The 22,556-nt window shown below is 36.1% G+C and carries 15 protein-coding genes; 3 read left to right on the top strand and 12 right to left on the bottom strand.

Going from position 1 to position 22,556, the window contains the following annotated elements; translation table 11 throughout:
• Positions 1-14: 14 nt before the first annotated feature.
• The 11 genes from ACIQYG_RS13860 to ACIQYG_RS13810 form a co-directional block, all read right to left on the bottom strand.
• Positions 15-4,733 carry an amino acid adenylation domain-containing protein gene (locus tag ACIQYG_RS13860; protein WP_402838860.1) on the bottom strand — a complete coding sequence of 1,573 codons (4,719 nt, stop codon included), beginning with the start codon at positions 4,731-4,733 and terminating at the stop codon, positions 15-17.
• A gap of 27 nt (positions 4,734-4,760) precedes the next feature.
• Positions 4,761-5,027, bottom strand: coding sequence for a phosphopantetheine-binding protein (locus tag ACIQYG_RS13855; protein ID WP_402838858.1), 267 nt, complete (start codon positions 5,025-5,027; stop codon positions 4,761-4,763).
• A gap of 10 nt (positions 5,028-5,037) precedes the next feature.
• Positions 5,038-12,576 (bottom strand): amino acid adenylation domain-containing protein, encoded by a 7,539-nt coding sequence (locus ACIQYG_RS13850; protein ID WP_402838857.1) that lies wholly within the window; start codon positions 12,574-12,576, stop codon positions 5,038-5,040.
• Between the two features lie 9 nt (positions 12,577-12,585).
• Positions 12,586-13,245 (bottom strand): hypothetical protein, encoded by a 660-nt coding sequence (locus ACIQYG_RS13845; protein WP_402838855.1) that lies wholly within the window; start codon positions 13,243-13,245, stop codon positions 12,586-12,588.
• Positions 13,236-13,946, bottom strand: coding sequence for a 4'-phosphopantetheinyl transferase family protein (locus tag ACIQYG_RS13840; protein ID WP_402838854.1), 711 nt, complete (start codon positions 13,944-13,946; stop codon positions 13,236-13,238). The genes ACIQYG_RS13845 and ACIQYG_RS13840 overlap by 10 nt, the downstream gene beginning before the upstream one ends.
• 355 nt (positions 13,947-14,301) lie before the next feature.
• The gene (locus ACIQYG_RS13835) at positions 14,302-14,589 is read right to left on the bottom strand and encodes a transposase (protein WP_402838852.1); all 288 of its coding nucleotides are present in this window, start codon (positions 14,587-14,589) and stop codon (positions 14,302-14,304) included.
• An 88-nt stretch (positions 14,590-14,677) separates the two neighbouring features.
• A complete protein-coding gene (locus ACIQYG_RS13830; protein WP_402838851.1) occupies positions 14,678-16,270 on the bottom strand; it encodes a hypothetical protein in 1,593 nt (530 codons plus the stop codon).
• Positions 16,245-16,961 carry an ABC transporter ATP-binding protein gene (locus tag ACIQYG_RS13825; protein WP_402838849.1) on the bottom strand — a complete coding sequence of 239 codons (717 nt, stop codon included), beginning with the start codon at positions 16,959-16,961 and terminating at the stop codon, positions 16,245-16,247. The genes ACIQYG_RS13830 and ACIQYG_RS13825 overlap by 26 nt, the downstream gene beginning before the upstream one ends.
• 49 nt (positions 16,962-17,010) lie before the next feature.
• Positions 17,011-17,799, bottom strand: a complete 789-nt coding sequence (locus ACIQYG_RS13820; RefSeq protein WP_402838847.1) for an ABC transporter permease — start codon at positions 17,797-17,799, stop codon at positions 17,011-17,013.
• On the bottom strand, positions 17,796-18,701 hold the full coding sequence (locus ACIQYG_RS13815; RefSeq protein WP_402838845.1) for an ABC transporter ATP-binding protein: 906 nt from the start codon (positions 18,699-18,701) through the stop codon (positions 17,796-17,798). Before ACIQYG_RS13815 ends, ACIQYG_RS13820 begins: the two co-directional genes overlap by 4 nt.
• Entirely contained in the window at positions 18,698-18,937 is a 240-nt protein-coding gene (locus ACIQYG_RS13810) for a PLD nuclease N-terminal domain-containing protein (RefSeq protein ID WP_034305547.1), read from the bottom strand. The genes ACIQYG_RS13815 and ACIQYG_RS13810 overlap by 4 nt, the downstream gene beginning before the upstream one ends.
• 402 nt (positions 18,938-19,339) lie before the next feature.
• Between ACIQYG_RS13810 and ACIQYG_RS13805 the strand changes: the two genes are divergently transcribed.
• Positions 19,340-19,885 (top strand): helix-turn-helix domain-containing protein, encoded by a 546-nt coding sequence (locus ACIQYG_RS13805; protein WP_034305549.1) that lies wholly within the window; start codon positions 19,340-19,342, stop codon positions 19,883-19,885.
• A 181-nt stretch (positions 19,886-20,066) separates the two neighbouring features.
• Here ACIQYG_RS13805 and ACIQYG_RS13800 read toward each other — a convergent pair whose 3' ends face one another.
• Positions 20,067-20,627 carry a thioredoxin family protein gene (locus ACIQYG_RS13800; protein WP_402838843.1) on the bottom strand — a complete coding sequence of 187 codons (561 nt, stop codon included), beginning with the start codon at positions 20,625-20,627 and terminating at the stop codon, positions 20,067-20,069.
• Positions 20,628-20,839: 212 nt separating this feature from the next.
• Here ACIQYG_RS13800 and ACIQYG_RS13795 point away from each other — a divergent pair, with 212 nt between their 5' ends.
• Positions 20,840-21,691: a GRP family sugar transporter gene (locus tag ACIQYG_RS13795; protein ID WP_402838841.1), complete on the top strand. Its 852-nt coding sequence runs from the start codon at positions 20,840-20,842 to the stop codon at positions 21,689-21,691.
• Positions 21,692-21,709: 18 nt separating this feature from the next.
• The gene (locus ACIQYG_RS13790; protein WP_402838934.1) at positions 21,710-22,495 is read left to right on the top strand and encodes a glucose-1-dehydrogenase; all 786 of its coding nucleotides are present in this window, start codon (positions 21,710-21,712) and stop codon (positions 22,493-22,495) included.
• Positions 22,496-22,556: the final 61 nt, after the last annotated feature.

Here is a 22,556-nt window from a genome sequence, read left to right as displayed (position 1 = left end):
AACCAGTAATCACCTTATTTATTAGAATTCAATATATGAAACAAATCTTCCTCAGTGAGTATCGCATCCGGAAAATCACTTTCTATTAAAGAACCTTGGTCAAATTCAGTTCCCTTGATTTCCATGACGACTTTACCAATAGCTTCTATTATTAAGTTCATCTTTTCTGCGGCTAATTTTGAAATGATTTTTATGATTAGTTTTCCGTCCTGAATAAATGACAGGAAATGCAGTTTTGGTTTATTTTCAAACTCACCAAAATCCCTGCTATTGGATGATTCAAATTGAGAATCCAATCTTCCTAAGTAATTGAAAGTCACGTGGATATCCGGCTCCTGAATGACCCCAGGTCGTAAATACTTGATGACGCCATAATCAAGACCCTTATTTGGGATTTCCCTTATGGCATTCTTCGTGTTTCTTAAAGTGTCGTCAAACGTCTCATCTGAATGCAGCAATATTGGATACATCGCTGTAAACCAGCCAACGGTCCTAGTAACATCGATTGTTTCGTCCACCATTTCCCTGCCATGCCCTTCTACTTCCATCCAAAAGTTCTTTACATCCAAAGATTGTTTCAAACCCTTTGCGATTAATGACAACAATACTTCTTCTACAGTCGCTTTAGATTGCCTTGTTAATTCCTGGATCAATAATTCAGTTTCTTCTTCACCGAATGATTTCTCCATCGTACTTTCTTCTTTAGCTATAAAGTCTTCCGCTATTTTAAAATCCGTTATTTCACTTTTTGTTTTTTGTTCCCAATAACGGAGTGTTTCAGGGTCCATCAACGATTCATTGTATTTCCTCAAGAAGTTTGACCAGTCTTTGAATGATGAAGTTTTATAAGCCAGCTTCCCTGTTTGATTGTTTAATGCTTGATCATGGAGAGTATTGAAATCTTCAAGTAAAATCCTCCAGGAAACTGCATCAATCAATAAATGATGGATTACCCAAAAGAAGCGATATTTGTTCGATTGTTCTTTTAAAACAAGCATTTTCATGATCGGTCCATTACTTATGTCCAATGAACCTTGAGCCTTGCTTTCCCATTCATCTCTCATTTTCATCCGCGTTTCTTCATCTAAATGATGTATATCCTTATAGACTAACTCCCATGTTTTGTGTTCGGAGTCTATATTCCCGATATATTTATTGTCTTGTTTTTTAAATAGGGTTAACAATCCATCATGATGTTCCACGATTTGAGATAGAATTTTTTCCATGTCCTCCATTTGGACACGGGCATCTTTACTAAAAACAATAGACTGGTTCCAATGATTGATGGAAGTCGTGTGTTCTGCAAAGAACCATTCTTGGATGGGGGTCAGTTCCACATTCCCCCTAGTGGCTATAGGTTGGATCATGACCTTATTTTCGGTTTTCGCGATCGCTGCCAGCTCTGCTACCGTTTGATTTTCAAAAATTGATTTTGGACTAATGATTATACTTTCCTGCCTTGCTAGTGAACATATTTGAATGCTCTGAATGGAATCGCCGCCAAGTTCAAAAAAGTTATCTCGGATACTGATATCATCTAACCCTAAGACACTTTTAAAAATTTGAAGAAGCACTTTCTCATTGAACGTCTCAGGTTCTTCCAATGTATTGCTCCTAGTTACTGGCACCGGAAGAAGCGCTGAATCAATTTTCCCATTTGCATTTAATGGAAATTTGTCCACTTGCATAAAGAATGAAGGAATCATGTAACTTGGTAATCTCTCTTTTAAAAATGCTTTTAAGTGATCGTAATCAACTTGTTGTTTGGATGTGAAATAAGCGATTATTTGTTTATTTAAGTTTGGCTGATCCTGAACCTTAATGAATGAGTCACTTACTTGCGGATATGCATTGAGATTGACCGAAATCTCATCAACTTCCACACGGAAACCTCTTATTTTCACTTGATTATCTTTACGCCCCAGAAAAATCAACTCACCATCGCTCGTGAATTTTGCAAGGTCACCGCTGCGATACAAACGCTTTCCAGCTTTAAAAGGATGTTCAATGAACTTTTCTTTTGTTAAATCATCATTATTCACATATCCAACGGCTAACCCTTCACCACCAATATATATTTCCCCTGCTGCACCTATCGGGACGAGTCTTTGCTCAGGACTTAATAAATAGACGTCGGTATTCAGGATTGGTTTGCCTATCGATACTTTATTATTAGTAGTCTCATTGTTTTCATGCGCTTTAAACATTTCAAACGTGGTCCATACTGAATATTCCGTTGGACCATAGGCATTATAAAAATTTATAGTTTGATAGCGATCCAGCAAAGCTATTGGACATTCAGATCCGGCTGAACCAACGAATTTCACATGGGATCCCTCTATATTGAGCTCTTGTAATACTGCAGGCGGCAATACTAGATGCGTTAACTTTTCACTTTTGATTTGATTTTCCAATGCGAATAAATCAAACATTTCCTCCTTATTATTCCCGATATGCAGCTCTGCACCATTTAATAAGCTCCCAAAAATCTCATATATAGAAGCGTCAAAATTAAACGTGGCAAATTGTAATGCCTTTGAGGTCTCATCAAGTTGTAAGTATTTGTTTTGACTTATTATTAAATTCACTACTCCTCTATGAGATAACATGACACCTTTGGGTTTTCCTGTCGTTCCCGAAGTATAGATTATGTAAGCCAGATCGGAAGGTGCAATGGATTCGTTACAGCACTCGGTATCCACGTAATGTACGGATTCTAGATCAATCACTTTAGCTATTTTTTTAATGGCAGGAACCTCAACTTGATTCGTAATGCATATATCCATTTTCGAATCATTGATGATATATTCCAATCTTTCAGCTGGCAGCATAGGATCAAGCGGAACGTATGCACATCCGGCTTTAATGATTCCCAACATGCCGATTACCATATCAATCGATCTATTTACATGCAGGCCTACCTTATTAGAACCATTTTCGATTTTATTTCTAACCAATTTCGCAATCACATTCGATCTTTGATCTAATTCCGAATAAGTAATGGTCTGACCATTATCAGCAACGGCTAATTTGTTTGAATGCTTCTTAACGATTCTTTTGAATATGGTGGTAATCGTCTCATTTTGATGTGCATCCGAAACCTCACCTTGCCACCCAATTAACAATTGATTCATTTGATTGTCATCTAAATACTGCAAATGACAGATAGGCATATCTGCATTTCTGCAGATTTGGAATAACCATTTTTCGAAACTCAACATGAGTCTTTCAATTGTTTCCCGTCTGAAAAGTTCATCGGAATACTCGAATTCCAGGATTAGATCATGAGACCCCTTCACCTTTATAGTCAGGTCATAATTTGAATAAGGAATTTCGAATTTGTCTTGTTCAAGAGTGAAGAATGAATTGCTAAAGTTCCCATCAAAGCTTTCTTCCATTGCCAAAGCTGTTTGGAACAATGGGGAATGGCTGAGATCCCTGTCTGGATTAATGATTTCCACGATTTTTTCAAATGGAAAAGCCTGATGTTCCAATACATCCAAAATCACTTTACGATTCCGGTTCAATATTTCATGAAATGATTCCGTGGCATCCACGGTTAACTTCAATGGCAGCGTATTGACAAAGCATCCAACTGTCCGGGCAAATTCTTCTTGGCCACGGTTTGCCACGGTACTCCCGACAACGATTTGATTCTTCCCGGTATACTGACTTAAAAACACTTGATAGGCTGTCATCATAAAAGCATATAAAGTCGTACCATTCTCCTTTAAAACCCTGTCTATCAATACACGAAGTTCATCCGTTATGTCCATTTCCAGTCTTTCCCCTGAGTAAGAAGGTGATTTTGGACGTTGAAAGTCAAATGGAAGTTCTAATGCTTCTTCCTCTTGATCTAAATAACTTTCCCAAAACCTCCTTTGGCTTGGCGTACTTTCCTTGACCCACTCCTTATGCCAGACAGCATAATCTAAATATTGCATGTCCAGAGGAGGAATATCCCCAACCCTGCCTGTTTGAATTCTTTCATAAATCTCCAATAACTCTTCGAAAAAGGTGACAAACGATACTCCATCAAAAATGATATGGTGAAAATTGCATACTAAATAATGCATTTCTTCGTCAACTCGAAATAGTTTCATATTAAATAAATGATCATTTTCCAGGTCGAAGCATCTTTCCATTTCTTCAGTAAGATGGGAGGTGACCATTATATTACTGACTTCGGGATCTAAATCCCGACAGTCTTCATAGGCAATTATGTTTCTGCTTTTTTTTGATAAGAATTGAAGGATTTGATGTTCTTCACCCTTGAAATTAGTTCGCAAAGTTTCATGGCGGTCAATCATGAAATCTAATGCCTGTTGCAGGTCATCAGTATCCACTACGCCATTTAAAATGAATTTAAATGGCATATTATAGAGCATTTTCCTTTCATTCAGGCTGTCAAACAGATACATTCGATCTTGATTATGAGAAAGCATTCCTTCACTTTTCCCGCGTTTATAAGGCTTATTTACCTCGACTTCCCTCATTTCGAGGAGCATGTCCAGGAAACTTGCCAGTTTTTCTATATTCCATTGACTTGAAATGATTTCCGGTGTTAATTGAATACCAAACTCCTGTTTTATCGAAGACAAAAACTCATCTTTTTTTTCATTTGTGCTTAATGATTCATTCATGTCCTCTAATAGTGATATTTTAATAGGTTCGATAACAATTGAAATCAAGTTTAATAGCCTATCTTCCGTTTCACTGATCATCCTGTTCATAGATAAAACACCTCAATTCTTTTCCATTCAACTTAACTTATTCATATCGTCCAATTGTTTGATGAGTACAGATAGTTCCTGGATGGTGGACTGTTCGAACATGACTTTGATTGGTAATCTCACTCCCAGGTTATTCTTCACCATTTGTATAAATTGCATGGCCAAAAGGGAATTCCCTCCTAAGTCAAAGAAGTTGGAATCTGTATCTATTGTTTCTTGTTCTAAAATTTCCCTCCAAAATCCAATAAGCTTTTCCTCAATTAACCTTTCCTTCACCGTAATTGTTGTCTCCATATATTTCCCCTCATTTCACTTTCAATTTTTCCAACATTTCACTTAAGATTTGATTAAATATAGAAAGTACTGATGACCTTAACTTTGGATTGACCGCTGCCTCATTAAATTTAATTTGAACACTTGAACCAGGGGTGATGATGATGACGATTGGATAATGGGTCGTTTCCCGCCCTTCTTTCAAACTCACGTTAATTTCATCATTATTAGCTAGTTTCACGGGATAGTTTTCAAAAGCATATAATGATTCAAATAATTGGTTTTCCAAATTAGCCCACTCATAAATCTCTGATAACGGTGTATTCTCATAGGCACTTAATTCCAAAAATTCATTTTGAACTTCATCCAGTATTTCCATATAGGTCTTTTCGTGGCTGATATGCTTGATAAACGGCACAGTATTGATAAATGGACCAACCATGGACTCAATATTTTGGACAGGAATATTCCTGCCGGATGTCACTACGCCGCAGCATACATTTTCCGTTCCTTTTACTTCTTTCAAAGTGGCTAACCAAATGGTTAGAAAGAAAGTATTCATGGTAATCTTGTGCTCCTGACAGAATCGTTGAATGGAATCACTTAATTCCTCATCCAATACTTTCAAGTAGCTATTCTCAATGTACCCCTCGCCTTCCAACACTCCCATTAAACTAGATCCGGAATTTCGAGCACCTTCCAATTTCCCTGCCCAATAGTCCCGCAGCTCCTTATTACTCGTATAATCTTTCATATATTCAACATACTTTTTAAATGAAGCACTCACGGATGGTGATGTTGCTATTGAATAATAAGAAGCAAAAATGTCATTTATCACCATCGAATAGCTCCAACCATCCATAATAATATGATGGAATGTCCATATTAATTGGTATTCATTTTCCGCAAGCTTAACGATCATGAAGCGATTCAACTTATTGTTCTCGATATCTATGATCTTATATTGATCTGCTAACAACTTTTCCAAGTTCTCTTGATGATCAATTAGTTCTTCATATTCAATCTCGGTATCCATGGAACTCATTAACAGTTGGTAGAATACCCCTTTTCTGCTTGAATATAATTTGGTTTTTAAAATGTCATGTTTCCCTGCAGTTGTCACAATGGCATTCTTTAATTTTTCGACGTCCAGAAAACCTTTAATATCAAAAATGAGTTGCACTTTATACTGGCTGCTTTCACTATCAAACAAGCTATGGTACAACATCCCTTTTTGCAAAGCCGTCAATTCATAAATATCAACAATTCTTGTTTCTTTGTGCAATAGTTGGTTAAGTTCCTCTTCGGGCATATCCACCAATGGAAAGTCTTCCGGACGGTACATCTGTTTTCCCAATGTTTCTTCTTCCAATGTCCGTAACAATTCCGGCATATTGTGTTGAATATATTGCTCAAAATCTTCTCTTACGAAATGTCTGTTATAGTTTATTTTTATGGTTTGCTCCTCATTCACTACAAGCAATTCGATATCGACTTCATGTTCGGTATAGGAATTATGTTGAATATCTTGTTCACTAAAAAAGATGACCTCTTTTGCAGCCCATTCATTGTTTTGGTGAAATCTACCTAAATTATTAAAACTGATGATCGGCCTATTTCGTTTCATATGTGTCCCGCCGCATAATTCGGTTATGATTCCATACTCAATCCCTTTATTAGGCAGTGTCCTTAACTTTTTCTTTGTACCTTGAATCGTGTTCGAAATGGATTCTTTATTTTCTATATAAACCGGGCACATGGTCGTAAACCATCCTACTGTCCTGGACAGATCGACACCTGCAAATAACTCTTCGCGACCATGTCCCTCCAAAGTAAAATGAATATCTTTTTTATTAAAATATTTCCCGATCAGCGCTGCGAAAATGGATAAGTATATTTCATCGATAGATGCTTTATACGCTTTTCTCATTTCATTATAGATTTTGTTTGTAATCTCTTTATTCAGCTTCATTTCAAATGATTTTCCATCGTAAACATTCCCTGTTTTGACTAGTGCGTTTTCGTATGCTGTGTCATGTTCATTCAGCCAGTACTCTTTAATGCCTAAAGGAATGCTATTTTTATATTGGTTTAGGCTATTCGCCCATTCCTTATATGATGTCGTTTTACTATCCAGTTTTAGTTCCTGATTGTTTATATCTTGCATGTATAGCTGGTCAAAATCTTCGATCAAGATTCTCCAGGAAACCCCATCAACAAGTAAATGATGAATGATCCAAATGATTTCATGCTCGTTTTGATCTGTATTGATGCATACTATTTTCATTAGCGGTCCGTTTGATATGTTGATGCCCTGCTGTGCATCGATCCCGAGTCTAGCTATTTCCCGTTCCTGTTTGTCCTTATTCACGTTTGATAGATTTACGTAATTCAAAGTCCAATTTTCAGACGGGTCGATATGCTCTTCCACCTGCGAAAATGATTCTTCTCTATTGAATCTTGATCTGAGCCCATCATGATGTCTGACGATATGGGCCATGATTCTTTGCAGCCGCTTCTCATTCAATTGCGGATAGCCCTTTAACGTTACAGATTGATTCCAATGATTATAATTATTTATTTGTTGAGTGAAAAACCAACTTTGAATAGGTGTAAATGGTGCCTTTCCAAAAACATCAGACTGAGTTATCGTTAAATCGCCCGTCAATTCCACAACCTTTGCCAGCTCTTCGATACTTTGTTTTTCAAAGATGTTTTTTGAAGTGATGTGAAGATTTTCTTTCTTGGCAAGTGAACAAATTTGAATGCTTAGGATGGAGTCTCCTCCACATTGGAAAAAGTTATCAAAGATGGTTATTTCCTGATTATTCAGCACCTCTTTCCATATCTTTAACAATTTTTGTTCCGTTCCATTAATGACACTTTTACTGTTGGCTCCTTCCGAATTCGTTTTTGTATCCGGCAGGCTCTTCGCATCCACTTTGCCGTTAACGGTTAGCGGAAAGGACTCCAGTTTAATGAAATATGAAGGAATCATATAGTGGGGAAGGTGATTCTTCATATAATCCCGGATATAATTTTCTTCTAGGTCATTGTCGGCGATATAATAGGCAATGATGAATTTCTTCGATTTAGATTCTTCTTTTATCGCTATGAAGCAATCCTTTATACCCGTGCATTTATTCAGAACTGCACTGACCTCTCCCAGTTCGATACGATATCCCCGGATTTTCACTTGGTCATCAGCTCTACCTGCAAATAGTAGATTTCCATCCTCGGCATACTTAACTAAATCTCCAGTTTTATATAGTTTCCTTGAGGGACTGAACGGATTAGGAATAAAGCTTTCATCGTTTTTCTCCGGATTATTTATATATCCCCTTGCAATGCCTTTCCCGCCGATATACAGCTCGCCTATTTGACCTATAGGAGTAGGCTTCATCCTGGAATTGAACACGTATGCTTCTGCATTTAATATTGGCCTTCCGATCGGAATCACTGTATCATCACTTGGAAGTACCTTATATGCTGTCGAAACGACAGTGCCCTCCGTTGGACCATAATTATTATATAAATCAAAACTCAAACGATCGGGTATCGTTTTTAAACGATCTCCCCCTGTCAAAATAGCTCTGATTGATTCTGGGAATTTCATATCGTTTATAAATAATTGCTCGAGCAGTCCCGTTGAAAAAAACGCGAGTGTGACTTTCTCCTTTTCCATCTTCTCCGAAAGGATTTCTACATCCAATAAATCATAGTAATCCAGTATCAGGAGTTTATTCCCATTCGTCAGGTAAGGGAATATCTCCCAAACGGAAGCGTCAAAAGATGTATTCGAAACCAGTACTGCTGCATCATTTCCATCGACTGAATAATAATTGATATGCCAATTACAGAGGTTAGCCAACCCTCCATGCTCAATCATGACCCCTTTAGGTTTTCCCGTTGTTCCTGAAGTGTAGATGATATAGGCCAGATCACTTTCCGATATCTTTCTTGAATCGAATTCTGAGCACTCCATTTCCCGTTCTTTTAGTATGTCTTCGATACATAATAGTTTTCCTTCATCACCAGGATACTTTGGAAGTCCTGCTTCATTACTTAAACAATATGTGATTTGAGAATCCTCAATCATATGTTTCAGCCGTGACACTGGTTGTGACGGGTCCAAAGGTACATATGCCGCCCCAACTTTCATAATGGCTAAAATGGCCGTAACCATATTGATCGATCGATCCATAAAAATCCCAATTCTATCCTCTACACCTACATGGTTTAGGAATAAGCGTTGCGCCACCTGATTTGCCCGGGCATTTAATTCGCTATACGTCACCTGCTCATCACCATGAACAATGGCAACATCAGTGAAATTTGTCCTTACTTTTTTCTCAAACCTGGTTATTACATCTTCAAAGCGATGATCTTCCACTTCTTGATTTACATTGCCTGTCCCCATTTCGATTATTGATTGCAACTGTTCAGGCTCTAAGTAGGTAATGTCCTTTATCCGCTTGTTTTCCTGGGTTGTAACCTCTTGCAGCCAATGCTGAAAATTACTGGCCATTCTTTGAATCGTCGTTTTATTGAATAATGATTTGTTGAATTCAAACGAGATGACTAAATCATCCTCATCCATTTCTTCTGCCTGAACAACCAAATCAAATTTAGCTTTAAAGGTATTGATTTTTTTCGGTTTTAACTTGAAATTTCTATATGCCAGCTTTTCTTTTTGGTTATTTTGCAGGACAAATACTGTATCGAACAATGGCGTATTTCCCATGGTTCTTTCTGCCGATATATATTTCAAAATTTCCTTAGTAGGTAAATTTTGATGGTCAAAAACACCTGCAATATTTTTTATGTTTTTTCGCAAAATCTCTTCAAATGAATCTTCTTGAGACACATTTAATTTAAAGGGCAAGGTGTTGACGAAATATCCTATCAATTGTTCAGTTTCCACATGGTTTCTCTTCGCCAAAGGGCTGCCAACGACAACTTCCCCTTCATCAAAATAAACCGATAAAAAGGTTTGATAAGCGGTAAGTAAGCTCATGAACAAAGTCGATTTCGTTTTTTTATGAAGACTTTCCAGGTTGTCTTGAATTTCTTTCGGTAACAAAAAGCTGATAATATCGGACGTGCTTTTACCTTCTCCCGCTTTTTGATGATCATATTGTAAAAAGGACTTTTGCCGTAGTGCAGTTAGTTCATTACTCCAGAACTCATTATCCTTACTGGTTACATAATTTGGTGAGTTTTTTTGCCATAAAGCATAATCTCCATATTGGATTGATTGGTTATCTTCATCATTTCGTTGTCCATTCTCGATTTGCTCATAAATGGCAAACCAATCATTGATCATTAATGGAATCGACCAACCATCAAAAATGATATGGTGGATGTTACATAATAATTGATATTCACGTTCATTCGTCTTCACTAACGTAATTGATAGGAGGGGACCATTTCCTAAATCAAATTGCCGTTCCGTTTCTTCCTTCACAAAGTGATTCATTTTTTCTTCCTGCATGTCTGAAGGAATATCCGAAACATCGAAATAATTAATATAATGATGAATCGACTCATCGAAAGCCAAGATGCCCATTCCAGCTTCTTCTCTAATGACACTTTTTAAGATTTGATGTTTATTGCTTAGCTTATCTAAAGATAGTTCCAGATTTCCTTCATTCACTGCACCTGCTATTTCATACGAAAAAACGATGTTATATAATGATTTGTCTACATTGGTTTGATGAATGAACCACAAATTTTCTTGTTCATATGTTAAAGGGTATGTATTTCTGGCATTCATATTGATAGGTGTATACTCTTGCTTTACCTCTTCTTTTTGACGAGCTTCTATGACCTGGGATAATTTCATAATCGTATCGTTTTCCAATAAAACGGAAGGCGCAATTTCAATCTGAAATTGATTTTTAATATTGACAATCAATCTCATTATCGATAATGAGTTCATTCCACTTTCAAGTAGCGAATGATTATTATTTATAACCCCATTGCCTATGATGCTAACCACCAATTCCCTTACTTTTTCACTTATTGTTTTATCTGCTGGACTCTTGATATTCGATGGAGCTTCACAGTCTTTTATTATGAATTTTGGTAATAATGATTTATCCAGTTTTCCATTTACAGTTAGGGGGATGTTGTCCACCTTGATAAAATAGCTTGGTATCATATACGTTGGCAAAGAGCTTTTTACACTTTCCCTCAAATAACCAGCAGCTAATTCTTCATCAGCAACATAGTATAAGAATAAATGCATATCATCATTAAACGCTTTATCCATCGTAACAACTGCATTCTTGATGTTTTGCAAATCATTATACGCGCTCTCAATTTCCCCTAATTCAATCCTGAAACCTCTTAGCTGCACTTGCTCATCATTCCTGGAGATATATTGCAGATCACCATCATCCAACAGTTTCACTACATCCCCTGACTTATAGTAGCGGACATTATCAATATCCGTAAATTTCATCTTATTCATCATGGGGTTTTTATAGTAGCCAAGCGATACACCTTTTCCTGAAACGTATAACTCGCCCTCTTCATCTCCAGTTACTTCTTCTCCATTTTGATTCATCACTTTGAACCCAAGATGAGGCAAGACTTTTCCGATATTGGTAATTCCTTTTTCAACATCACTATTGGCGATTTCTTTGTATGTTACATGAACGGTCGTTTCAGTTATTCCATACATATTTATTAGCTTTGGCAGTCTGCCATTTTCGGGAGAAAACCATTGCGTCAATTTCTTGAAGTTTAATGCTTCCCCTCCAAAAATAATGTATTTTAAACTTAATTCATTTTGACGATTTATGAGCTCACCGCTCACCTCGAAGAAAGCGCTTGGCGTACAATTAAAAACGGTTGTTTCTGTACTTATCAATAATTCAACAAAGGATATTGGATTTCTGCTTTCTTCAAATGAAACCACTACAACTTCTCCGCCATATATCCAAGCCCCCCACATCTCCCATACGGAGAAATCAAATGCGTAGGAATGGAAAAATGTCCATTTATCTTTATTATTAAACTCGAACAAATCGGCGCAGCCATAAAACAAGTTCATGACATTTTCATGTGAAACGCAAACTCCTTTAGGCTTTCCTGTAGAGCCCGATGTGAAAATGATATAGGCTGGATCTTCTGGGTCAATTAAAGTATGTAGATTCTCACCTGTCATTTCTTTTGAATTCTCTATCACTTCATCAATGGATACATAATTACAATCAATGTCGCTAATATTGCTTTTATCCCCAATTAATAACTTCAATTCTGAATTCTTTATTATATGCTTTACTCTTTTATCAGGACTTTTAGGGTCGATAGGTACATAAGTAACACCCGATTTAAGTAGTGCTATGATCAAAAATAAAACATGCTCGGATTTTTCAATATAGATTCCGACATTGTCTCCTTTATTTATCCCTTTGTCCTTTATGTACATTGCCATTTTATTTGCCAAGATATTCGTTTCTTTATATGTAAATTGCCTATCCTTATTTCTTACTGCAATATTGTCTCCATATTCCCTAACACTTTCTTCAAATAAATTCGCTAAAGAATTCATATTCATCATTTTCCCCCATTATTTTAAATATGTGCCTGATGCAACTGTCAATATATGGAAAACAAAAGAAATCAAAGCTATTACAATCGTTATGATTAATGCATTTCTTCTCTTAATGAGCGCCAATTTTTCCAGACTATAGCTGAATAGAATTAAACTGACAATGTAAAACAACTCAAACTCAGCCATGAATGTGTGAAGGATGGAATGTTTATCATGCACCAGTAAGGATAAACTAGTAAATGTCGTTTCCTTGCTCTTAACCAATAATGCGATGATTGCATTAACACCAGATCCAATCACGATGCATATCCCTGCATTTATGACAGCTTGGCAGATCCCTTTTATATTTACCGGCCTTTCTTTTAAAACTAAAAATAATAGGCACACAATTAATATTTGAATGATGAATGTAACCAATAATCCTAGAGCCCCCATTACAATTGTGTTAATGGCAAAACTCATGGCTCCGATCTCTGAAATGGACATGCCATTTAATACGTTCATCCCTTTTTGATCTGCAGAATATAACAAAAGAGTCGTTTCGATACCTGCTATTAAACTGAGTATCAATAACGAAATTATTAACTTATGAACTCTATCCTCTTTTTTAAAAAGATATTGCACTAATTTGTTATTGTTTCTTAATTCAGCATTTGCTTCCATTTTTAATTCCATTGGTATTCCCCCTCAATTATTTTTGTAGAATTTATTGGAAAGGTAACACTTCTTATTTCATCATTCACGAGTACAACCGTCGATTTGTATTGGGAAAAATTTTTATAAAAAAGTGAGATGTTATCATGATCCAATTCAACCTTGGAAATCTCATAGATTTCAAGTGGAGAGGTCAATCCTGTTTTTAGTATCTTTGATAGACTTTCTTTTGCACTAAAGAAAATTTCTTTACTTAAAACACCATCACTTTCCTTAATCATTTTTTTCTCGGATTCCGTTAAATAGATCTCCAAAAATTCAGAATCAGATTTCGTTTTAGTCTCAATATCGATTCCCATTGGATGCAGCTGATCAAAAATCAATATTCCGATTGTTTTATCCGTATGTGTGATGGATATACCCATGTTCATTAATAAGAACAAGTTTGCAACAATAACCGGCTGTCCAAAGACTCCTTTCAACAGTGATACATTCTTTATTTCATCCAAACCTATACCTAAAAATTCCATAATTGCTTTTTTTCCACAGTACAAACTTTTCTTTGCTTCGATGGTTCTTTTGGGACCATTTTGCAAATTTAGATAACTCCATTCTTTTTCGTTAAAAACATCATCAATATAGTTCAAATTGACTGAATCCGCTTCATAAAACTTGATATAAGATTTATAAATTTTTTTCTTATTCATAAAATATTCAATCAATTATAATTTGCCTCCCTTCTTTTTTCTAGAAATCTCGCAATTTTTCTCCATTTTTTACCTCTAAAATTTCTTTTTTTAAACAATTATTTCATTTTCTAGGTCAAATATTACCTATTATCATTATCGATAACACTTTATCACAACAATTTTGCCGAGTCCATTAAAAATTTGTAAATTATCTACATTACATAATAACTTTACCAATTTTCATTTTTTCTTCTTTAGTAGTATTTTCATAGGACTTACCGCGTAAATTTAGATGGAAAAATTAACCTTAAATTTTCAAATAAAAAAGCCATATTTTATTTTTCACTATAATTTGTGAAAAATAAAATATGGCTTTAATACTGTTCAATCATTTTGGTTGTTTCGTAAAAATGTGCATTGCTTTTTTTAAAATCTCATTCTCTTCCTGTAAATCTTTAATTATTTTATCCTTTTCCTCTTTCAGACTGAGCCCTGAAAAACCATTACTGGAGTCCGCCGGGCCATCTTCATTTGTTTCTTTATAGATATTGACCCAATTTCTTAATGTAGGTATGGAGATATTAAGTTCTTCGGCCAACTCCTTAGGTTTTCTGCCTTCTTCCAATACTAATCGAGCAGCATAAATTTTAAAATCTTTATCATGGTGCTTCCCCATAATAAGACACTCCTTTTTTAAATTTATTTAGTGCCGATTTTCTGTACTTCCTTTATCAAACGGAAATGTTTTTCTAATATAAAGACTTTCATAAATTTATTTTCAATCTATTAATCAAAATGGAATTGATCGCTATTGCGATCATTAAAATTATCAGAGCTCCCATCAGGGGTTGGACACTGAACCAAATCAAGGCAAAATGAATCGCTGTTACCATGATTAATAATGGCAATCCATAAAGCAGGCTTATTAATACATTGGGGTTTGATTTGATAGCAGCAGATGGGTTCTCCCATTCTATACTAGGATTTTTCATATCATATAATGGTGTTAGAAGATTATAGCAAACCACTAAACAAGAAGTAATCAATAACAAGACTGCATTTTCCATTTCCCAATAGCCAAAAAGTGCAAATATTATAAAGCTGATCACTACGGCAATAATACTGATTATTGATGAAAATATCACTTTAGAAAAATAAACATATCTTTCATCAAAAGGGGCACTTTTCAGTAAATAATGGTATTTCCCTTCTCTTGAATATGGAGTTCCGCTTATATTATTTATACAACACAAGAAAAGGACCGAATATGAAAAGTATTTATCAAAGACTCCCTCTTTCGTTATATTCAAATAACTCGGGAACACTTCATTCTGAATCAGCAATAATATGACAAGTGATACGATTGGCGGCAACAGGAGACCTAAAGCGATTTGCATTTTAAAATATGCTTCAGACTTAATGATCCACATCTCTCTTTGTAAATAGTTACTCCATTGATTTTTTGATATATTAACCTTTGAGTTTTTCATATTCGTTTTGTTGTTTCCCAATAACCCGTTTTTAAAGTAATTAACAGAAATGTTTTCTATAATAATTGAATACAATAGGAAACCAATTACCAGTATCGAAATATAAATAATAAAAAATTGACCTGTTATTTCATTTGAAACAAAAGCATCCAGTATCCACTTAATCACTGGAATCATATTTGCGGTTTCAAACATATGTCTCATTAACAATTCCAACGAGTTTTTTAGCCCTTCAAAAGAATTCAAATCTATTTCCGAGATGACCTTTGAAATGGCAATTGATGATTTTCCTGCAAAATATACGATGGAAAAAATCGTAAGCAATAGAATGATAGCAATGTTCACCATTAAGTATGCTACTTTACTTTTGAATCTATAATAATACCTATTAATGCACGATAGGATAAAAAGCAGGAACAAGGCCGTTAATCCATTGACAATCGGTAAAAACGCGAATAATTTAATCGCTTCCATAAACTTTAGATCGACTATCAAGAAGCCTAATGTTGGCACTTGGGTTATCATTGATAAGATGATGGGGACCCATAAGCTACTTAACACCTTAGCCCTTGATATTTCCTTATAGGTGAGCGGCAGAGGTGCCAATACTTTAAATTCATAATAAGCAAATATTTGTGATGTGGACAAATAACAAACCAATGCAAAGACGAGAATGCTGGAAATCGTCAAATTATAAAATAGGAAGACCTGGGTATCTCCAAGAAAATAAACAAAGGCATTAACGACAGTCAGCTGCAAAAACATATAAAAAACGGCGATTATCAGGACAGCCTGCAACATTGTCTGCTTGGGCATTTTATAGAAGGAAGAAACGAAAAATCTAGTTAACTGAAGTTTTTCCTTCATATACCTGAGCCTCCATAAAGGTAGATTCCAATGAACTTTCACCTATTATATTTTGAATTTCATCATGCAGGATGATTTTTCCCTCTTTTAAAATAGCCACTGTATTACAAATTTTCTCTGCCACATCCAGCAGATGCGTCGAGAAAAACACTGTACCGCCCATTTCAACATATTGTTTGATCAACCCCTTAAAAACTAAAACGGCGTTTGGATCTAATCCGTTTAATGGTTCATCCATAATGATGATCGGGGGATTAATGGTAAAAGCCGCTATCAGGGATACCTTATGCATCATTCCATAAGAATAACTTCCCATTGGCTTTTTAATGGACTCCTGCATCCCAAACCGGTTGATATATTTCCCCAACCGCTCTTTGTCATCATTTCCATATAGGTTCATCAAGAAACGAATCCAATCAAATCCCGAAACATTGTTAAATACATTGATAGTATCAGGAATGAAGAAAAATTGTTTTTTATATTCTATGCCGTCTTCTTTGGTCAGGCCATTTATTTCAACCTTTCCATTTTCAGAATCTAAAATGCCCGTAATAATGTTCAGCGTCGTGGTTTTCCCTGCACCATTTGCTCCTATAAAACCTAAGATTTCCCCTTTTTTGATTTCTAGATTTACCCCATTCAAAATTTTCCTGGCCGAGTAGCTTTTCTCTAAATCTGTGATGCTTAACAAAGTTATCACCCTCCGATCACTTCATGATTAACACATTTCCACCCCAAACTTACTCATTATTGAATTTCTTTTTTGAAATCCATATGTTCGTTACCAATATCGTTACTGCCGTCAATGCAAGTGCAGCTAATGCACCCCAAATCGCCTGTGAATTGACTGTGCCTAAAATCAGTACTTCCATGGCATGTTTACTCATGCTTGCCGGATTCACATTGTCTATTACCGGACTTAATCCAACTATGATTCTACACCCGAGGAGAAATACTATCGAAATTAATGCTATAATACCCTGGCTATTAAAAATGGTACTGATCATCGTCGTGAATGAAACGATAAATAGGATCCACAGCAGATAGAAAAGCAAAGCCACTATTAAATCCGCAAAGTTAACATTCGTAAACAAAAAAACTACATACAGATATGAAACCAAATATCCCAATGCTACACTGCAGGCAACAAACAGATAATTGGAAATGATTTTCCCGCTTATATATGATCCGACCGTGACGGGTCTTGTAAGTATGAAAGCAAGCATCCCATTTGCTTTATCGGACTGTACGACTCCCATCATGGAAACGATGATGATCATGACCCCTAGCTGATCAAATTGAGACCCTAAGGTACTGGCAAGAACTTCGCCGCCTTTTTGGGCAGCCATGCTTGGATCAATGGTGATCCCTTGGCCCCCGCCCAGTGCCTCTAATATTGAAGGTAAATAATAGCTTACAACTGGTTGAGTTATTCCTAAAAATATAAATACAAGCGGCAGCCAAATCACTTTAAATTCACGTACCATCTGAACAAATTCCTTTTTAGCTAAAACGGCAAAATTATTCATTTTTCCACCACCAATTTTAAGAATATCTCTTCCAATGTATCGTTATCTATTTCGAACCTGACAAGATCAACATTATGCTCCAAGGCATTCGCCAGTAACATATTCTTGTTTGACTCAATATTTTCCACTTCTATCTTCAATTTATTTCCCATTACCTCTACACCTTTGACAAAGTTCAAGCTTTTAACGGTTTCAATCCATTTTTGACTTTTAGAGGTTATGTCGACATTGATTTTATTTCCGCTATTCCTGTTTAATAATTCTGGCATTGTTGTGTCCTCAATTTTTTTACCGCTTTTTATAATGACAAACCTCTCACATATTTCTTCTGCATCGCTTAATATATGCGTCGATAATAAAATTGTCGTATCTTTCTTTATCTCTTTTATGATATTCAACACTTCTCTCCGGCCGATTGGATCTAATGCCGAAACCGGTTCATCCATGACAATCAATGCCGGTTTATGTAACAGCGCCTGTGCAATTCCAAGCCTTTGTTTCATTCCGCCTGAAAAAGTCCGCACCTTTGAATTCTCTTCCCCGCTCAACCCCACTTTCGACAATATCTCTGGGATGCCGCTTAATAATTCTTCCCTCTTGATACCCGAAAGCTGCCCCATGAAAGTAAGGGTTTCTTTGGCGGTCATCCATTGAAAGAAGTTAGGGTATTGTGGTAAGTAGCCTATTTCCTTTTTCATTTTTGAAATTTTCTTACCATCAAGCAATACTTCTCCCATACTTGGATCTATAATATCTGCAATCACTTTTATCAGTGTCGATTTACCAGCCCCATTGGGCCCAATCAATCCAACACATTCTCCTGATTGCAATTCCATTGAAAAATTATTGACCGCTGTTTTTTCTTTGAATTTTTTTGTAACATTTTTAATCTCTAATTTCATATTCTTTCACTATCCTTTCTACCGATAACGAAGTACAGAATTGGACCGATAGTATTTGCAAAAATAATGATGAGTGTCCACAATAAAACATTTTTCCTCGTCTTTCGATTTCTGTATAAATCAATTAATGCTATAAGAACTAAAATCATTCCAATTGCAATTACCGGTAAAATAATTGGCAGAATAGACATGAAATCAATATCTTTCAATTCGTTCCATCCATAATGCAATTCCATATATACCACTCCTTTGGTAACGAAATATTATTATCATTATCGATAATGATAACATGTAATTTGGAATTTTGCACCTATTTTTTTTCTTAATAAAATATTGTTTTAGTTTTTATTGTTATTTATAATGATAATATTATCATAATAAATAATAATAAAATATCGCGATATTTATTAATTTTCATTGCATGAATACATCTTTTTTTAAAAATTTAAATTATTTAAAAAGGCTTATTATTTACTTCGAAAAAATATTTCGGTAATATTATTTTTCGAACCGTGTCATTTTTATTTAAATGAAAATGATTCAAACATTACAATATATGACGAATTAAACTTATTATTCATGACCAACATTAAATTTGATCAAAAATTATCCAGTTATAACAATGTGAGGAGAATTAGATGATTAATAAAGCTGAAATTTTAATGCACCCGGTAAGAATAAAGATTACCCAAGCTTTAATGAGAAATAGGGAAAATGGTTTAACACCATTAGAAATGTTAAAAATCATTAAAGATGTACCCCAAGCAACATTATATAGACATATACAGGTTCTTTTGGATTCAGGGGTCATACGCATTGTAAAAGAGAAAAAAGTGAGATCCGTTTCCGAAAAATATTACGTTTTAAATGAAGAAGAAGCACGGCTTAGCGGGGAAGAATGGAAAAAATCCTCTAATGAAAAAAAGGTGAACTATTTTTCTTATTATCAATTATCCCTTATGACCCAATATCAAAACTATCTTACTAAATTAGAAGAAAGAGACTGCGCAGAAGATGGTTCAACCTTTTCCCTTTTAGAACTAAAGCTTGATGATGAAAGCTTCCTTAACTTCCAAAATGAATTGAACGATTTAATGTTAAAATACTACAAAGCAACGAATCAAAGTGCCAAACAAGATTCTCCTATTCGAACAATCGGCGTTACAATTATTCCAGAATCATAAAAAATGAAAAGGCTGTTCCAAAACCACGGACTCAAGAAAAGAATACTTAGAAAAAAACCGTCAGGAAACATATCTATATATTCACAAACCAATCAGGTTGCAGTCCCGTTTTGAAACAGCCCTTCATTATGGAAGAAATCCCACCCGTTATGGGACAGGACTAAAAGTGATATATCCGCTTTCAGCAGTTCCCCAATGCTTCCTTTATACTGCCGTATACTTCGTCCCACAGGTGTTTTTCTTCAGCAAAAGCCGCAGTTATCTTTTTAATGAATGCTTTTTGCTCTGCCTCGAAACGTTCATCATCCTTGGGAGGCAGGTCTGACCTTAACTCCATTACGTACTCTTGTACCTTTGGTGCACGAGGCCCCCAAACAGCTTTTTCTTCACCATTCTTATCAATGAATATAAAAATGGGAATCGAACGCGCTGTTCCATTCGTTAGGTATTGATCCATCAGTTCAAGATTTTGATCTCGTAAAACCATGCGGGTTTCAATATTTGCCGCTTCAGATATATTCAGCAGTATAGGAATATTCATCATCGCATCTCCGCACCAGTCTTCAGTAATGACAATGGCTCGAAGTTCCTTCTTCTTTAATGCATCAAAAAAACCTTGGTCTTCAGCAGAAATGGAAAAACCATCCTGAATCGATTGTAAGTTTTCTTTATGAACTTTCATCGAAGATACAAATTCTTGAGCAGAAATCCCCTTTTCAAACCATTCATTCAGTGTCGTCATACTATTTCTCCTAACTATTTTTTAAATTAAAAGTACCATAAACCACTTATTATTTCATTGAATCACCCCTGAAAAATAAAATGGAAAATTGGTAAATTAAAACCATGTTTTCTTTCCCGTGTAAAGGGAAAACTATACATACATTCAATAGCTTACTAACTTGCTATTTTATATTGATAAAAACATTGTTTTCTAGTTTAGGAGATGAAATTTTGGAAGGTTTTCTCTTTGCGCTCCTCCCTGCATTGACATGGGGCAGCTTAGTGCTTGTGTCCGAAAAACTCGGAGGCAACTCTTATAATCAAACACTTGGCATTACAATCGGTTCTTTACTGTTCGCCATCATGATGTCTTTCATCAATCCGCCGGAATGGAGCGGTACAGTGTGGACTGTCGGCATCATTTCCGGAATAGGCTGGGCATTCGGGCAGTTATTTCAATTCAATAGCGTGAAGGAAATCGGGGTATCAAAAACCGTTCCAATCTCAACAGGACTGCAAATTCTAGGGAATACATTTTTTGCGGTTATCATTTTCAGGGAATGGAATGACAAGATGACAATCACCATCGGCATTGTTGCAATAATCTGTTTGATTACAGGTGTCTTGCTGACTAGCTACGGTGATGGTGATAACAAAAAAGAAGGAAACATGAAAAAAGGCGTTTTTTACCTTGCCATTTCTACGATGGGTTATGTTACATATGTCATCGTCGTTAGATGGAATGAAGTTGACGGATGGTCGGCGATCCTGCCGCAAGCAATTGGCATGTTCCTGGCTGCCTTGCTCCTTTCAATCAAACATAAACCGTTTAATAAGTATGCCGGACGAAATATTCTAACCGGAATGATGTGGGCAGTCGGTAATATCGTTCTCTTGCTCGCTAATCCAAAAGTGGGCGTTGCCATCGCATTCTCATTTTCCCAAATGGGAATCGTCATTTCCACTTTAGGCGGCATCTTTCTTTTAGGAGAGAAAAAATCCAAAAAGCAAATGGCCTTCGTCATCATCGGGTGTGTACTCGTAATTGCTGGCGGAATCATGATCGGCTTCACAAAAGAATAGTTAAAGGAGAGATGAATGATGTATGACGATTTAGAGAAAAAAGTGGTCGTGATCACCGGAGCGGCAAAAGGGTTAGGAAAAGCCATGGCCGAAAGGTTCGGTAAAGAAAAAGCACATGTCGTATTAAATTATCACACTGAAAATGGCGACCATAAGGAAATCATCAAAACGATTGAAGCTGCAGGCGGGAAAGCCGCAGCCATTCAAGGTGACGTTTCTAAAGAAGCGGATGTGAAGAAATTGCTTTCTTTCGCTGTGGACACCTTTGGTACAATCGATATCATGATCAACAATGCTGGTATTGAAAATGAAGTGCCCAGCGAAAAATTGACTCTTGAAGATTGGCAGAAAGTCATCGATGTAAATCTAACGGGGATGTTCCTGGCAAGCAGGGAAGCAATCAATTATATGCTCGATCATGGTATCAAGGGCAATATCATTAACATGTCTTCCGTCCATGACCGGATACCTTGGCCTCATTTTGTCCACTATGCAGCAAGTAAGGGCGGAGTGAAGATGATGACAGAAACCCTTGCACTTGAATATGCTCCTAAAGGGATTCGCATTAATAATATTTCACCTGGGGCAATCGACACACCCATCAATGCCGAAAAATTCAATGACCCAAAAGCTCAACAAGAAGTCATCGACCTGATACCGATGGGATACATCGGAAAACCGGAACAAATTGCCGCTTGTGCCGCTTGGCTAGCTTCCGCCGAATCGAGCTACGTAACGGGAATGACCTTATACGCTGATGGCGGAATGACCAAATATCCAGGATTCCAAGCAGGAAAAGGCTGAACTTAACTTATGAAAAAAAAACACTCCATCACAAACTTGGGGTGGTTCTTTTCATGACCCT

It is taken from the genome of Peribacillus sp. NPDC096622 (assembly GCF_044762665.1).
GTDB lineage: Bacteria > Bacillota > Bacilli > Bacillales > DSM-1321 > Peribacillus > Peribacillus frigoritolerans_B.
Note: the sequence above shows the minus strand (reverse complement) of the source record. Positions and strands in the feature narration are given on the sequence as shown.